The organism is Acinetobacter sp. Ac8, from assembly GCF_055392545.1.
This window is the reverse complement of sequence record NZ_AP043689.1, coordinates 1,863,715-1,878,424: the sequence shown is the minus strand read 5'-3', so window position 1 is coordinate 1,878,424 and position 14,710 is coordinate 1,863,715. Positions and strand designations below refer to the sequence as shown.

The following is a 14,710-nucleotide window of genomic DNA, read 5'->3' as shown; positions in this document are numbered from 1 at the left end:
ACATCCAATTTAAATCATATTTAAAGGTGAAATTATGAAAATCGCAATTACAGGTGCAACGGGCCAACTTGGACAATTGGTGATCCAAGCCTTACTTCAACATACTGCCGCTGAAAATATTGTAGCGCTGGTTCGAAATATAGATAAAGCACAGTCGCTTAAACAACAAGGGATTGAACTTCGCCTATTTAACTATGATCAACCTGAAACATTGATACCTGCATTAAACCACATAGATAAATTACTTTTAATTTCAGCCAATGAAATTGGTCGTCGAACGCCTCAGCATAAAGCAGTTATAGAGGCAGCTGTCGCAGCCAAAGTTGAATACATTGCCTATACCAGCTTACTCAATGCAACAGATAACCCACTCGGTTTAGCACAAGAACATCGTGAAACAGAAGCTCTCATTATGCAAAGCGGTTTGAAATATACTTTTTTACGCAACAATTGGTATAACGAAAATTATCTTGGCAACGTTAAGCATACTGCGGAAACAGGAACACTTTACGGCAGCGCTCAAAATGGAAAAATCAGTTCAGCTTCTCGTTTAGATTATGCCGAAGCTGCAGCCAAAGTCCTTGCTTTCTCAGGTCATGAAAATAAAACCTATGAGCTTGCAGGTTCAAATCATTTTACCCTTGCAGATTTAGCCTCTTATATCACTTTGGCATCAGGTAAAACTGTACAGTATCAAGATATCAGGCCAGAAGATTATACTCAGGCACTGCTTACGGCAGGGTTACCCCAAGCACTGGTAGCGGTTATTGTTGACGCAGATGTACAGACTGTAAATGGTGCAATGTATAGTGAAAGTAAAGACTTGGAACATTTGATTGGTCGTAAAACAACGCATATTCAGGATCAGGTTAAAGCTTTATTTTAGGCATTTTTAAAGATAAGCATGGGCTTAAAAAATACAAAATTTAAGCCCATGCTCTACTGAGTAATTAAGGATGAATATTTTTGATAGGAAAATCGATATTCATCTCCAGATCTGCGAGGGACTGTCTTTCTGTGTTGTACATGGTTGCACGGAACACCGCAATTTTTTTCATCGTCATTGGATCATTAATATTCAGTATTGGCTTAAGTTTATGCTTAACATATAAATGAATCACTTCATCAAATTCTAAATAAACAGGCCCATCAAACATAATTTTGATCGGAACTTGATAACGTCGTTTTAACTTAAATGGCACCGAAAGTTTAATCGGAATATCCACTTTTAAAGGAAATTGAGGCAACAGTTTATTTTGATAAACCAAATCCGTGGTTGTTTCTAATGGCATTAGTGTTTCAATTTGAATATCAGTCTCATAATCAAGCTCAACCTCAATCGGCGTTGTCACAACAAAGCTTAAATTAGCCAAATATTTGCCTTTTAAAGGTAAAGCCAACTCACGGTCAATCGTCAACTCAGTATCTAAAGCGCCTTGTGCATGTGTTTGTAAATAATTCTCCACATGGATTTTTGTCGGTAAAGATTCCGACAATTGAATTTGTGCGCTTTGTGCAGAAACCTGCATTGAGGCATGAATATTCAAATATAACCAAACGCACAGTGCAATGAGCAACACGACGCTGATAAAAGTGAACAACAAATTTCGTATAGATTTAAAGATCCACATTTCCATACCACCCTATTTTAAAGCTTCGGACTGTGGCTGTTGTGGTTCTACTGGCGGATGATCGCGACGTGATAGCCTTAAACTATTGAGCGGAATTTTAAGCTGCCCTTTTTCAATTTTTACCGGTAATGTATTTTGAACATCTACTGTTGCTTGAAGTGCTGATTTAATTGGAACATTGAGGTGGCCTTGAATTGGAATATTGGTTTTTAATGTCGCATCAAGTGGCACATGTAAATTTTCTTTAAGTAAAACCTTTACAGGCGCATCAAACTTTAAATGAATATTTTGGTTGAGTGGTACTTGTAAATTAATCGGCACATCCATATGAATCGGGATGTTCCCTTTTAATGGTAAAGTAATATCTTTGCCTAAAACAGTGACTTTAACCTTGGTATCAATCGGCATATCCTGATTGATTTTGATCACTTCATTCACAGGAATTGTGGTTTGAATTGGGACTTCATTATCAAAATACACATGTGGGGTTAAGGTTTGTGTAATCGGTAAGTTTAGCTTTTCATGAATAGGAATTTCGGCTTTCACTTTTCCTTTGACATCCACATCTAATGCGTCATGAATTTGTACTTTGGCTTGTAAAGGCTCTTTTAAATCGATACGTACAGCTTGATTTTCAAGTGGAATATAAATATTAAAATGTTTAAATACCCAGATTGCAATCAATACACCACACACTGTAGCAATAAGAATAAAGGCAACTCCTGCCATAACTTGCTTCAACTGCAAAATCCTGTCCTTAATTTTTATCCTTAATTATTTTTTATTTTAAATACTTATGTGAATTAATATGCGTTTTTATGTATAAAAGTCGAAGAATTTTGTTTAATTAATAAACAATTGATATTTAATCTACGGATTATTTCGAAAATTCAGCTAACCAATAGCACTGCACAATTGCTGTATTATTTTTATACTCAACACTCACATCGCCTTTTTCATGATTTTGATTGAATTTTAAAGTTTTAAATCGCTGCTTTGCTGCTGTAGTACTCAGATCAAAATATAAATATTCATTGTATTGTTGCGCTGGACGACCAAAACTAAATTCTATTTTGCGAATAGGAATGCCAGCATAAGTGACATTTTTTAATTTATAAGTGGTTGACTCATAAACCTGTTTATCCACATATTTTACATCAATCGTATAGTGTTCAAGTGGTGCAATCAGTTCTGTATTTTCATTATGAAAATCATATTGCTGCCGAATTGCACAGTTTTGTTCAAAACGATCTTTTAATAAAGGACGTAATTCTAGGGATTTGGCATGTGTAGCAAAACAAGTAAATAACATCATGATGCATAAGATTTTTGTTTTCATTTTATTTTCTCTAATTTCTTAATCAAATGTTTTTAGTCGAATTGCTGAGACAAATACTAATTTTCATTTGAATTTAACCATATATCATCAATTTTGAATATAAAAAAAGGAGCTTCATTTGAAGCTCCTTTTCGACGACTATGACAAATTATGCATTTGTTTCAGCCGGTACTTTCGGATAGCTTACGCCACATACTTGTTCAGCGATACGCAATACTTGGCAGCTATAACCAACTTCGTTATCGTACCAAACGTAAGCTGTTAAGCGGTTACCAGAAGTAATTGTTGCTTGTGCATCAAATACACCCGCTGTACGCGAACCAATAAAGTCAGACGATACAACTTCTGTAGAGTTGGTATAGCCAATTTGACCTTGAAGGTTAGAGTTGATCGAGATTTGACGAATATATTCATTCACTTCTTCACGATCTACTTCTTTCTCAAGTGTTAAGTTAAGAATAGCAAGTGAAACGTTTGGTGTTGGAACACGTACTGAATTACCTGTTAATTTACCTTGTAACTGAGGTAATGCTTTCGCAACAGCTTTTGCAGCACCTGTTTCTGTAATAACCATATTCAGTGTTGCAGCACGGCCACGGCGATCTGCTTTGTGATAGTTATCAATCAAGTTCTGGTCATTTGTAAATGAGTGAACAGTTTCCACATGACCGTTGATCACTTTGTATTTGTCTTCTAACACTTTTAAAACTGGTGTGATCGCGTTAGTGGTACAGCTTGCAGCAGAAATGATTTTGTCTGAATCAATGATGTCCGCTTGGTTAACACCAAACACGACATTCTTCATGTCACCTTTACCAGGCGCTGTAAGCACAACACGACTTACGCCAGGGCATTTAAGATGTTGAGATAAACCATCGATATCACGCCATTTACCTGTGTTATCAATCACTAGTGCATTGTCGATACCATAAGCTGTGTAATCAACTTCAGCAGGGCTAGACGCATAGATCACTTTGATAAAGTTACCATTTGCAATGATTGCTTCATTTTGCTCATCAACAGAAATTGTTCCTGCAAATGGACCATGAATTGAGTCACGACGTAACAATGAAGCACGTTTTTCTAAATCACCATCAGATGATTTACGTACAACGATCGCTTTAAGGCTTAAACCACGGCCAAGACCTGATTGGCTAATGATTAAACGCGCTAAAATACGGCCAATACGACCAAAACCATAAAGAACAACATCTTTAGGCTCAACTTGCGCAGGACGACCATCTAAAGATTGAACAGCTTGAGCAACAAATGCATCAATATCCCCACCCTTTTCTTTATATTCAACTGCAAGTTTACCTAAATCAACTTCAGCAGAACCGATATTATCTAATTTCGCTAAAGCTTCTAAAATAGGGAAAGTATGTACAACAGAAAGCTCAACATCCATCATACGTGTACGACGGTGCGCTTTAAGGATTTGAATTACTGAACGGTTCACTAAAGAACGACCGTACACAGAAGTCACAATGTTTTTTTCACGGTATAATTGACCGATTAATGCAATCATACGTTCCGCGATTTCTTCACGGTTTTTCCAGCGACCTTGGTGCTCTGCATGTAGGGCGATGATAGTGTCTTTGCTCACAGATACGTCCTCTATTTATGTATATCTAGACATGGATTTTTAAACCCCATAATTGTAATGTAATTCTCATTTAGTTGAAATCAAATCGTGATACATTTTTATAATATTTTGTCATACTGGGTATTTTATTTTAAATTATGCCTTGATCTCTAAACAATATTTCAGCCATTTTAGTTTTTTGCATCTATGTAGAATTTTAGTATTGATATTGACTTTACCAGCGGAACTGGAAAAATAAAGTAGATAAGTACAAAGTTAAACCAGACAAAAACAAAAATAAAGCTGATGTTGCATCGTTAAGTACCCCATTATCGCGCTCAGTCTGAGCTTTCTACTCAGCCCCTAACACGCGCTTTAATCATCATTAATCGACGCATTAAACTCTTCCAAATCAAAATCAGCTAAATTTTCAGGCAGCTTCATTAAATAAGGAAAGCGAATAATGCCATTGTCCCCTGAAGGAAATGCATAATGGCGCTCCAATTCACTCATTGAAGTCAGGCTTTCAAACTCAATAAATACACTATACTTTGCTAAACCTTTAGGAACAGTTAATACCTCTAAATAGGTTTGTTTTTTTATCAACATTGCGGCATGGTTTGCTTGAACAATATCCTTTTCAACTTTCCCGCCTTTGATCATTTTTTTTAACAGTGAGCCTTCTACTTCATGTTGTTCATTCTTTAATTGCTTAACATAGCTGTCTAAAGCCCTATAATCTTTCACTTGCTCAGCGATAATTTCTTGAAGTTTTCTAATCGGTTGTTGAGAACGTTCATGCATGACTTGCCACTCTCGCGGGCTCATTGGAATAAAAATTTCATCTTTACGCTTTTCCAACAGCTTTAGATAAGCCAACAAACGATATTCAAACAGTTGTACATGAGAATTAAAAAATAATGCAGGTTGTTCTTTAAAGTCACGATAATGCGATAAAATTTCAGAAAATATTCGATGCACACTCATAAACAAATATTCAAATTCTTCAATATGTGATAAATCGCTTTTAACCGCATTTCTTAACGGCATCAATATATTGGCCGTGAGCAATTGTTCAATGGTTTTGATATGATTTTGTGCAACCATATCACTATTTTTCCCCACCATTCCAAGTGGTTCCATTAAAAATGGCAAGAGTTTATTTTCTGTAAAATCCTCAAATTCTTGCACAATTTCAATCACATCTCTATGAACTTGATGCTGAATTGTGACCATTTTTTGAATTAAAAGATCTGTGCTATCTCGATATTCACTTTCACTCATTTGATCGGTATCAAGTACCAAACCCGTTACATAGACCTGATTTTTATATTCAATATTTTCTTCAAACAAAAAACGCCGAATTGAATAAGGATTCTGTTCAAAATTTTCAATCGGTGCAATTAAATAGATAAATTCAGAGGTTTTAACAATATCAAACTTACGAATCCGTTGTTCTCTTAAAATAAAATACTTAAAAAAAGGACGTTTCATTAACTCAGATGATTTGGTCAATAAGGGCTTAAACCAATAGCCCAATAATTGTTGTTTAATAAACACTTCAATAATAAAACATTTAATTTGATCAGAAGTTAAGTTACGGATACCTGCTGGCGCTTCAATATTTATTGTGCGGATCAATTTCGCCACATCTTGTAAAAAAACACGGCGAATCAGTAATTTCTCTCGCTGCAAATTTAGATGATCATCCACCGAAATCAAATCAATTTGATACAACGCATTTTCTAAATAGTCTGCGATCTGAATACTATCTGTAATATTTTTTAACCAATTGATTGAGTTGCTCAATTTGGTTGCAATGGAACGCATTCGCTCATTTTCAAAGCTATATTTTAAATTTTCTAATGAATTTGTGATTTTAAATTCGAAGCTGTTATTGCCTTTGTTCCATTGAATTTCTTTCGGTCTTAAAATTTGACGCTCAATTTCTTCACGTACTTCGATATTGGCTTCATCAAAAACATCACACAAAACCTGTTCCCAGTTTAAATCGGTACTAGGCTCTAATTGCAATAAGGTTGCCCGTGTTTGATAGGGAATTATTGTTGTGTTCATAATATATTCAGCGTTTTTCTACTTAAAAACCAAATTAAAACATGGATTAATGAGATAAATTTAACACTTTTAAAAATTATAGTCCAACAATTATCAATTTATTTTCTTTTGCTTAACCGATTCTTTCGTCTAATTTCTCGATATTCAAGGCTAAGTTTTTCCGTTTATTGTTTTGTTGATAGAGATGCCAAATCCCTTCCAATACCAAAACCCCCACAGCACACCAAATTGGAATATAGGTAAACCATTCATCTGCTGAAATAGATTCACCCAACGCCAAGGATGCTAAGGCCAACAAAACAGGTTCTAAATAACTTAACAATCCAAATAAGACCATCGGCAAATGACGACTCGCTAAAATATAGCTTCCTAAACCAATTGCACTCAGTATTCCAAGCCCTGCAACCACAACGATTAAAACGGGTGCATCAGCAAATTTGCTATATGCATCCAATCCGGTTTGAGTGAAATAAATTGCGATGGGAATACAAATTAAAATATCCCACCAAAAGCCACCTAAATTATCGGTTTTAATGGTTTTTCGAACCAGAAAATAAAGCGAATAGCCCAATGCAACACTGAGGGTTTCCCATGCAATACTGCCCAAACGCCATAATTCGTGCCCTACCCCAAGAACCGCAAAAGCAACGGCAACCATCTGGAATTTTGATAATTTCTCTTTATAAAAAATGCTACCAGCAAGGACGAGAACCAAGGGTAAAAGAAAATATCCAAGCGATACTTGTAAGCCCCGCCCATTCATCGGCCCCCAAAGGAAAAGCCAGAGTTGGAAACAGGTCAAGATAGAAGTAATGATCAATAATAGTAATAAAGCAGGTTGTTTGACCATTCGACGGTAAATGGTTTTGACATGAACAAAATCACCGCTCAATAACATAAATAAGGTCAGGAACGGTAAAGTGGCAATAATCCGCCAACCAAAGGTTTGTTGACTATCTAGATCGCCCAGCAATTTGGTATAAAAGTATAAAACCCCAAATGTTACAGATGCCAATACAGACAATACGACGCCCTTAAACATCTGTCGCCTCACGGTGATTTTCAAATAAATTCTTAGGCATTATAAACATCTTCACCCAAAATTAATTTGAATATTCAATTATTTTTCCAAACTCAAGATTTGCAAATATCGAAATATTCAAAATATATCGGCTTAAATTTCTGATTATTCTTGCGCGTTCTGCTTGGTTCGTATCAGATCTTTTAAGTTAAAACCAACAGTCTGTGCATAACGAAGAAATTCAGTTACTTTTGTTTCATCTGGATGAGGGTCTCTAGACAGCAACCACAAATATTTTCGCTTCGGTTCTCCCACCAAAGCCATTTGATAGTTTGAATCAATTTTTAATACCCAATAATCACCACGGCCCACGGGCATCCAACGAATCGCTTCTGGAATAAAACTCACTTTAAATTTTGAATTAAATGGCTCATTACTGATAAATGCTTCACCCAATGAACGTAATTCTTGTCCATTTTGATCTACACATCGATTATCAACTGCAACATTGCCATATTCATTCACGGTATATCGTGCAGTCACATCTGACTTACAATCTTTTTGAAAATACATTGGTTTACGGGCGATTTCATACCATAGCCCTAAATATTGACCCAATTCCAATTTTGGAATCGCAGCTAAAGTCGAATTTTCCGCATAGACTTTTGGATAAAAAAAGCTGGAAAAAACCACCCCGAATACGATTATTAATTTTTTAAAGTCATAAGAATTGGGTAATATTTTGAATAATTGCACCTTATACCCTCAGCATTACTTTTTACTATTTATTATAAAATAATCAGAAATTTAAACTTAGACTGTAGCTTTATGTATCCTTGTTCAAACTAAAGCTACAGCAAGTACCAAAGTGTAATCATCCCACAAAGAGACAATTACTTTAACATTCTGGTTTTTAAACGCACAATTTCGTCACGTAATCGCGCAGCTTGTTCAAATTGTAACTCTTTAGATGCTTTTAGCATTTCTTTTTCAAGCTTGCTAATGTGCTTCGTAAAGAGTTTTGGATCAGATAAAATGTGACGTTCATCCGCAGTTAACGCCTGATGCTGGTCACTTATACCTGCTTCAATTTCATCATCACTGATCACTTCACCAGTATCAATTTCTTTAATTGCTTGACGTACAGCACTGCGCGGAATAATGCCATGCTCTTCATTAAATTGAATTTGTTTGGCCCGACGACGATCAGTTTCATCTATGGCTTTCTGCATCGAATCAGTTATACGGTCAGCATATAGAATCGCCTTACCTTTTAAATGACGAGCAGCACGACCAATGGTTTGGATCAATGAGCGTTCAGAACGAAGAAAACCTTCTTTATCTGCGTCAAGAATGGCAACCAACGATACTTCTGGCATATCCAGACCTTCACGCAACAAGTTAATCCCGACCAGAACATCATGTACCCCTGTTCGTAATTCGTGAATAATTTTGACACGCTCAACGGTATCAATATCTGAATGTAAATAAGCCACCTTCACCCCATATTCTTTTAAATATGAAGTTAAGTCCTCTGCCATACGTTTGGTTAAGGTGGTGACTAAAACACGTTCATCGAGTTCTTTACGGATATTAATTTCTGAAAGCACATCATCCACTTGAGTCAATACAGGACGTATTTCAATTTCTGGATCGACTAATCCAGTTGGACGTACTACCTGCTCTGCAACTTGTTCAGATTTTTCCAGTTCGTATTTCGCAGGTGTTGCACTGACATAAATAGTGGTTGGAACAATACGCTCCCATTCCTCAAATTTCATCGGACGGTTATCCAATGCACTAGGTAAACGGAAACCATAATTGACCAAGTTTTCTTTACGTGAACGGTCACCTTTATACATTGCCCCAATTTGTGGAACAGTCACATGCGATTCATCAATAATCAGTAACGCATCATCTGGGATATAGTCAAATAATGTCGGAGGTGCTTCACCTGCTGGACGACCAGATAAATGACGTGAGTAGTTTTCAATGCCATTGGTATAACCCAATTGTTGCATCATTTCTAAATCATAACGGGTCCGTTGTTCGATCCGTTGTGCTTCAAGGAGTTTTTCATGTTCTTTAAAGAACACTAAACGGTCAGCCAATTCATCGCGAATCGTTCCAATTGCACGCTGTAAATTGTCTTTTGGCGTTACATAATGACTTTTTGGGTAGATTGTTATACGTGGTGCTTTACGTACCATTTTCCCAGTAATTGGATCAAACCATCGAATTGAATCAACTTCATCATCAAACAACTCAACCCGAACTGCATGTTGGTCCGATTCAGCAGGGAAAATATCGATAATTTCGCCACGAATACGATAGGTACCGCGTAAAAATTCCAGCTCATTACGGGTATATTGCATTTCAACAAGTCTACGAATAATGTCATCACGACTAATTCTATCCCCTTGTACAATATGCAATAACATACTCATATAAGCATTGGGATCACCCAAACCATAGATCGCGGATACTGAAGCGACAATAATGGCATCACGACGTTCTAATAAAGCACGCGTAGCAGAGAGACGCATCTGGTCAATGTGATCATTGATTGCTGAATCTTTTTCAATAAAAGTATCCGAAGAGGGTACATAAGCTTCAGGTTGATAATAGTCATAATAACTGACGAAGTATTCAACTGCATTGTTTGGGAAAAATGCTTTAAATTCGCCATATAATTGTGCAGCGAGGGTCTTGTTATGTGCCATGACAATGGTTGGACGTTGCGTTTGTGCAATCACATTTGCCATGGTATAGGTTTTCCCTGAACCCGTTACACCGAGTAGAAGTTGGTCGTGAAAACCTTTATTTATGCCTTCGACTAATTTTGCTATTGCCTGTGGTTGATCCCCAGCAGGTTGATAATTTGTAACAAGTTCAAAAGGTTGATGTTCACTCACAATAATTCACTCTTTAACCAATCGGGAAGAAGCCACAGTAGTTTAACAGAAACCAATTAAACCCATACATTGACACCTATTCTAGATGGGGCTTTTTACACAATATTCAACAAATACCTTGACCCTTTTTTATTTCAATAGCAACATGGAAACAAGCCAATTAAAAGATTGAAAAACATGACATATCACTATCATGATGAAAGCATAATCAAAACTTTGCCAGAAGATACTGTGTTTGTTTTTGGTAGTAATATGGCGGGCACTCATCAAGGCGGTGCGGCAAAAACAGCACATTTACATTTTGGCGCAACCAAAGGTGTTGGACGTGGCTGGGCAGGACAAAGTTTTGCTATACCGACCATGAATGAACATTTACAACAAATGCCACTTTCGCAAATTCAACACTATATTGATGATTTTAAAATTTATACAAAAAATCACCCGAAGATGAAATATTTTATTACGTCGGTGGGTTGTGGTGTTGCAGGCTATAAAGTCGAAGAAATCGCGCCGATGTTTAAAGGTATTTCACGCAATGTGATCTTCCCTGCTTCATTCCGTCCATTTGTAGAAAAAACCTTGCCTAAGCTCACGCAAAAATTACTGCATAGTTTTTTAACTGATGACGTCATATTTAGTTCAGATATAGAGCAAAAGATTCAAAGCTTAGATTTAACTGAAGCTGAAAAAAGCCTTGCTACGATTATTCTCAATACGCCAATGTATCCTAACGACAGTAATGGTCGAGATCGTATTTTTGAAATACAAGATATACTGCACAATTTAAATGGAAAAATATTTGAATTTCAGTCTAATTCAGAAGGTTCAATGATTTTTGGAGGGGCTATTTTAGCGCTTTTAGAACTTTATAATTTAAATGAAACAGACTTTATTGCAGTATGGACTGGTCAGCGTACTATTGCTGCACCAAAAGCAGAACATCGGGCTAAAAAGTAAAATGCTTTGATTATTTTTAATTGAACAACTATTTATGTTAAGTTTTTACTTATGTTATATAGTTAAGATTAAATTAATAAAAGAGAAATTGGAAAATATATGGAGCAAATGGATTTAACAATATTTGATTTGTCTCCAATTGCCATGTGGCTACAAGATTTTAGTGGTATAAAAAAAATATTTGATGAATGGACTGCGCAAGGTATTCCCGATATTAAGCAACATCTATTGGAAGATACCAACCGTTTAAAACCCTGTTTGGCGGCGATTCGAACCATTCATATCAATAAAAGCACACTGGTTTTATATGAAGCGCATGATTTAGCGGAGATTTTAGAAAAATTTCCAGAAATGCATACAGAAAATACTGAACTCTTACATATCCAATTTTTTTCAGCGCTTTGGAATAAAGAAACAGATTGCTCAATTCAAGTGGTCAATCTTAGCTGTAAAGGCAAAAAAATTGATATCCAACTCAGAGCCAATATTTTAACGGATGCCAAACAAAGCTGGGATCGAGTTTTATTAACCACGGAAGATATCTCTCAGTGTCAAAATGCACGTCGGATTGCAGAATCCCTATTTTTGCATTCGCCCACTGCCCTCTGGGTCAAAGACTACAGCAAAATAAAATCATTATTTAATCAATTAGTAGCGAATAATGTCACGGACTTAGATCAATATATTCAGCAAAATCCAGATTTTCTATTTCTTTGTTTTGAAAGCATCCGATCAGTGGGTGTAAATCAAGCTTTACTGGACTTATTTAATGCCGACAATGAACAACATTTTTATCAGCATTTAAATCATATTTTTAGAGAGAATTATCAACAAAATTTTCACAAACAATTATTACACTTATGGAATAATCATCATCAACTTAAACGAGAATGTGAATACCAGTCAATCAATGGAGATTTGCTGCATGTACTCGAACAGTTTGTTATTTTCCCAGATTCAAAACATAACTGGGATACCGTGCAAATTGCCTTTACCGATTTAACGGAACGAAAAAAATTAGAAGATCACCTGCAACATGCCAGTAAACATGATCAATTAACGCAGTTATATAATCGAACATTTTTTATCGGTGAAATTCAACGCTTACAATCGCAAAAATTTAATTCACTTTCATGTATGTATTTAGACATCAATGGTTTAAAAAGAGTGAATGATTTACAGGGACACCATGTAGGCGACTTACTGATTCAACGTTTTGCACACCTGTTAAAAAAATCCACCATCAAAACACCTTATTCTGTTTCACGCATTGGGGGTGATGAATTTGTGATTCTTATGCCTGAATCAAATCATCTGCATATAGAAACATTACTGAAGATCATTCAACAAGAATTAGAGATAGATCGAGTGAACAATCCTCAACATCCAATTCATGTGGCGATTGGTTATGCGACAACAAGCCATTATAAAAATATTGATGAGTTATTAAAAAAAGCAGATCAAATTATGTATCAAGATAAGCAAGCATATTATTTATTAAATACGGATTAATGCCTTTTAAGAATTAAAGAAATTAATTAAAAATAAACAACATCAAAGTAAATCCAATGAAAGGATAACCAGCGATCATAAAATACAATAAGTAATAAATAACTTAGATTTTATTATTTTATATCGCTCTTTTTTAGGATATATTTCAAACATTCTAGATCACCGCTCAACACACGAGAATCTTATAATGGAATTTTCTGATTCTTCTATTTTTGATATATCACCTACCCCAATGTGGATAGAGGACTATAGCGAAGTAAGAGAACAATTTAATCAGTGGAAAGGCCAAGGAATCACAAATCTTCAAAGCTTTTTAGAAGAAAATCCAGATCAGATTACGGCTTGCGCACATAAAATTAAGATTCTACATGTCAATAAAAAAACCTTAGATTTATTTGAAGCCAGAAATCAGCAACACCTGTATCAGAACTTAAATATTATTTTTCAGAAAGAAATGCTGCACTCACATATCAAAGAGCTGGTTGCACTTTGGAATGGAGAAGCTGAATTTTCAAACACCACCGTCAATTACACGATTTCGGGGAAAAAATTAGATATCAAATTACGCGGTATCATCATGCCGGGTTCAGAAGTCAGTTTAGACCGGGTTTTAATCACCACTGAAGATATTACGGACTATCAGAATGCGCGCCGTTTAGAAGAAAAAAATCGCCAATTGGCAGAATCTCGCTTTATTTACTCGCCGACTTCATTGTGGGTTGAAGATTTTAGCCGTGTAAGACTCCGTATAGATCAACTCCGTGAAATTGGTATCGAAGATTTTCGCACCTTCTTAGATGTGCATACCGACTTTGTAAACCAGTGTATCGAAGACATCATCTTATTGGATGTCAATCAAGCAACCCTTGATTTATTTAAAGCCAAAGACAAAGAAACCCTGTTTAAAAACTTAAACAAAGTATTTGCAAAAGAGATGTATCAAACTTTCCGTGAGCAACTGATTGAACTCTGGAATGGGAAAATTCATCATCAACGTGAAGCTGTAAATTATGCATTGGATGGTTCAGTACGAAATGTATTGCTTCAATTTACTGTTTTCCCGGGTTATGAACATGACTGGAGTCTAGTACAAGTTGCATTGACTGATATTACTGCACGGAAAAAAGCAGAAACGTATTTGGAATATCTGGGGAAACATGATGTTCTGACTAAATTATTTAATCGTTCGTTCTATACAGAGGAAATTAATCGTTTAGAGCGTGGTGTACTGCGTCCGACTTCAGCTATTTTTATTGATATGAACGGTTTAAAAGCCATCAATGATCAGTTGGGTCATGATGTTGGTGATGAATTACTGCGACGGATGGGCAACATTCTGACTCGTACCATTGCCAATACAAGTTATACCGCTTCTCGTATTGGTGGAGATGAGTTTGTGATTCTTATGCCTGCGGCAAATGAACAGACCGTCGAATCGATGATTATGACCATTGAAGAATTACTCAATATCGACAATCAATATTATTCGTCACAGCCTATTAGTATTGCCATTGGTTATGCAACAACATCTGCAAATGAAAGTATAGACAATATGTTGAAACGTGCAGATTTATTGATGTATCAAAAGAAAAAAAATTATTATGAATATGTCACGGAAATGTTAAATGGTAGTGCTTAATAATCCATAAGGATAAATGTTATAGCCTTAATAAA

Annotated in this window: 12 protein-coding genes; 4 read left to right on the top strand and 8 right to left on the bottom strand. The window is 35.8% G+C overall.

Features of this window, described 5'->3' with window-relative positions:
- Window positions 1-34 precede the first annotated feature (34 nt).
- The gene (locus ACZ5QH_RS08755) at window positions 35-886 is read left to right on the top strand and encodes an SDR family oxidoreductase (RefSeq protein WP_303577015.1); all 852 of its coding nucleotides are present in this window, start codon (window positions 35-37) and stop codon (window positions 884-886) included.
- A 64-nt stretch (window positions 887-950) separates the two neighbouring features.
- Here the strand turns inward: ACZ5QH_RS08755 and ACZ5QH_RS08750 are convergent, their stop codons facing one another.
- The 8 genes from ACZ5QH_RS08750 to uvrB form a co-directional block, all read right to left on the bottom strand.
- Complete coding sequence (locus ACZ5QH_RS08750; RefSeq protein WP_303577014.1) at window positions 951-1,631, bottom strand: hypothetical protein; 681 nt, start codon at window positions 1,629-1,631, stop codon at window positions 951-953.
- Between the two features lie 12 nt (window positions 1,632-1,643).
- A complete protein-coding gene (locus tag ACZ5QH_RS08745; RefSeq protein ID WP_096733849.1) occupies window positions 1,644-2,378 on the bottom strand; it encodes an MFS transporter in 735 nt (244 codons plus the stop codon).
- 130 nt (window positions 2,379-2,508) lie between these two features.
- Window positions 2,509-2,970 carry a hypothetical protein gene (locus ACZ5QH_RS08740; protein WP_303577013.1) on the bottom strand — a complete coding sequence of 154 codons (462 nt, stop codon included), beginning with the start codon at window positions 2,968-2,970 and terminating at the stop codon, window positions 2,509-2,511.
- A 148-nt stretch (window positions 2,971-3,118) separates the two neighbouring features.
- Window positions 3,119-4,576: a glyceraldehyde-3-phosphate dehydrogenase gene (locus ACZ5QH_RS08735; RefSeq protein WP_096733847.1), complete on the bottom strand. Its 1,458-nt coding sequence runs from the start codon at window positions 4,574-4,576 to the stop codon at window positions 3,119-3,121.
- Window positions 4,577-4,930: 354 nt separating this feature from the next.
- Window positions 4,931-6,631 carry a hypothetical protein gene (locus tag ACZ5QH_RS08730; RefSeq protein WP_303577012.1) on the bottom strand — a complete coding sequence of 567 codons (1,701 nt, stop codon included), beginning with the start codon at window positions 6,629-6,631 and terminating at the stop codon, window positions 4,931-4,933.
- Window positions 6,632-6,743: 112 nt separating this feature from the next.
- Complete coding sequence (rarD, locus tag ACZ5QH_RS08725) at window positions 6,744-7,673, bottom strand: EamA family transporter RarD (protein ID WP_151802600.1); 930 nt, start codon at window positions 7,671-7,673, stop codon at window positions 6,744-6,746.
- A gap of 144 nt (window positions 7,674-7,817) precedes the next feature.
- Window positions 7,818-8,408 (bottom strand): lipocalin family protein, encoded by a 591-nt coding sequence (locus ACZ5QH_RS08720; protein ID WP_239045892.1) that lies wholly within the window; start codon window positions 8,406-8,408, stop codon window positions 7,818-7,820.
- A gap of 137 nt (window positions 8,409-8,545) precedes the next feature.
- Window positions 8,546-10,567, bottom strand: coding sequence for an excinuclease ABC subunit UvrB (gene uvrB / locus ACZ5QH_RS08715; protein WP_034613705.1), 2,022 nt, complete (start codon window positions 10,565-10,567; stop codon window positions 8,546-8,548).
- A 177-nt stretch (window positions 10,568-10,744) separates the two neighbouring features.
- Here uvrB and ACZ5QH_RS08710 point away from each other — a divergent pair, with 177 nt between their 5' ends.
- The 3 genes from ACZ5QH_RS08710 to ACZ5QH_RS08700 all read left to right on the top strand — a co-directional run bounded on the left by ACZ5QH_RS08710 (window position 10,745) and on the right by ACZ5QH_RS08700 (window position 14,675).
- Entirely contained in the window at window positions 10,745-11,524 is a 780-nt protein-coding gene (locus tag ACZ5QH_RS08710; RefSeq protein WP_004721311.1) for an A1S_2505 family phage non-structural protein, read from the top strand.
- 99 nt (window positions 11,525-11,623) lie between these two features.
- The gene (locus ACZ5QH_RS08705; RefSeq protein WP_314339201.1) at window positions 11,624-13,036 is read left to right on the top strand and encodes a GGDEF domain-containing protein; all 1,413 of its coding nucleotides are present in this window, start codon (window positions 11,624-11,626) and stop codon (window positions 13,034-13,036) included.
- 187 nt (window positions 13,037-13,223) lie between these two features.
- The gene (locus ACZ5QH_RS08700; protein WP_105712947.1) at window positions 13,224-14,675 is read left to right on the top strand and encodes a sensor domain-containing diguanylate cyclase; all 1,452 of its coding nucleotides are present in this window, start codon (window positions 13,224-13,226) and stop codon (window positions 14,673-14,675) included.
- Window positions 14,676-14,710: the final 35 nt, after the last annotated feature.

What these genes read in the sequence shown, in the direction of transcription:
- ACZ5QH_RS08740 (WP_303577013.1), bottom strand. Translation starts at nt 2,970, where the DNA reads ATGAAAACAAAAATCTTATGCATCATGATGTTATTTACTTGTTTTGCT.
- ACZ5QH_RS08705 (WP_314339201.1), top strand. Translation starts at nt 11,624, where the DNA reads ATGGAGCAAATGGATTTAACAATATTTGATTTGTCTCCAATTGCCATG.
- ACZ5QH_RS08710 (WP_004721311.1), top strand. Translation starts at nt 10,745, where the DNA reads ATGACATATCACTATCATGATGAAAGCATAATCAAAACTTTGCCAGAA.
- ACZ5QH_RS08730 (WP_303577012.1), bottom strand. Translation starts at nt 6,631, where the DNA reads ATGAACACAACAATAATTCCCTATCAAACACGGGCAACCTTATTGCAA.
- ACZ5QH_RS08750 (WP_303577014.1), bottom strand. Translation starts at nt 1,631, where the DNA reads ATGTGGATCTTTAAATCTATACGAAATTTGTTGTTCACTTTTATCAGC.
- rarD (WP_151802600.1), bottom strand. Translation starts at nt 7,673, where the DNA reads ATGTTTAAGGGCGTCGTATTGTCTGTATTGGCATCTGTAACATTTGGG.
- ACZ5QH_RS08700 (WP_105712947.1), top strand. Translation starts at nt 13,224, where the DNA reads ATGGAATTTTCTGATTCTTCTATTTTTGATATATCACCTACCCCAATG.
- ACZ5QH_RS08755 (WP_303577015.1), top strand. Translation starts at nt 35, where the DNA reads ATGAAAATCGCAATTACAGGTGCAACGGGCCAACTTGGACAATTGGTG.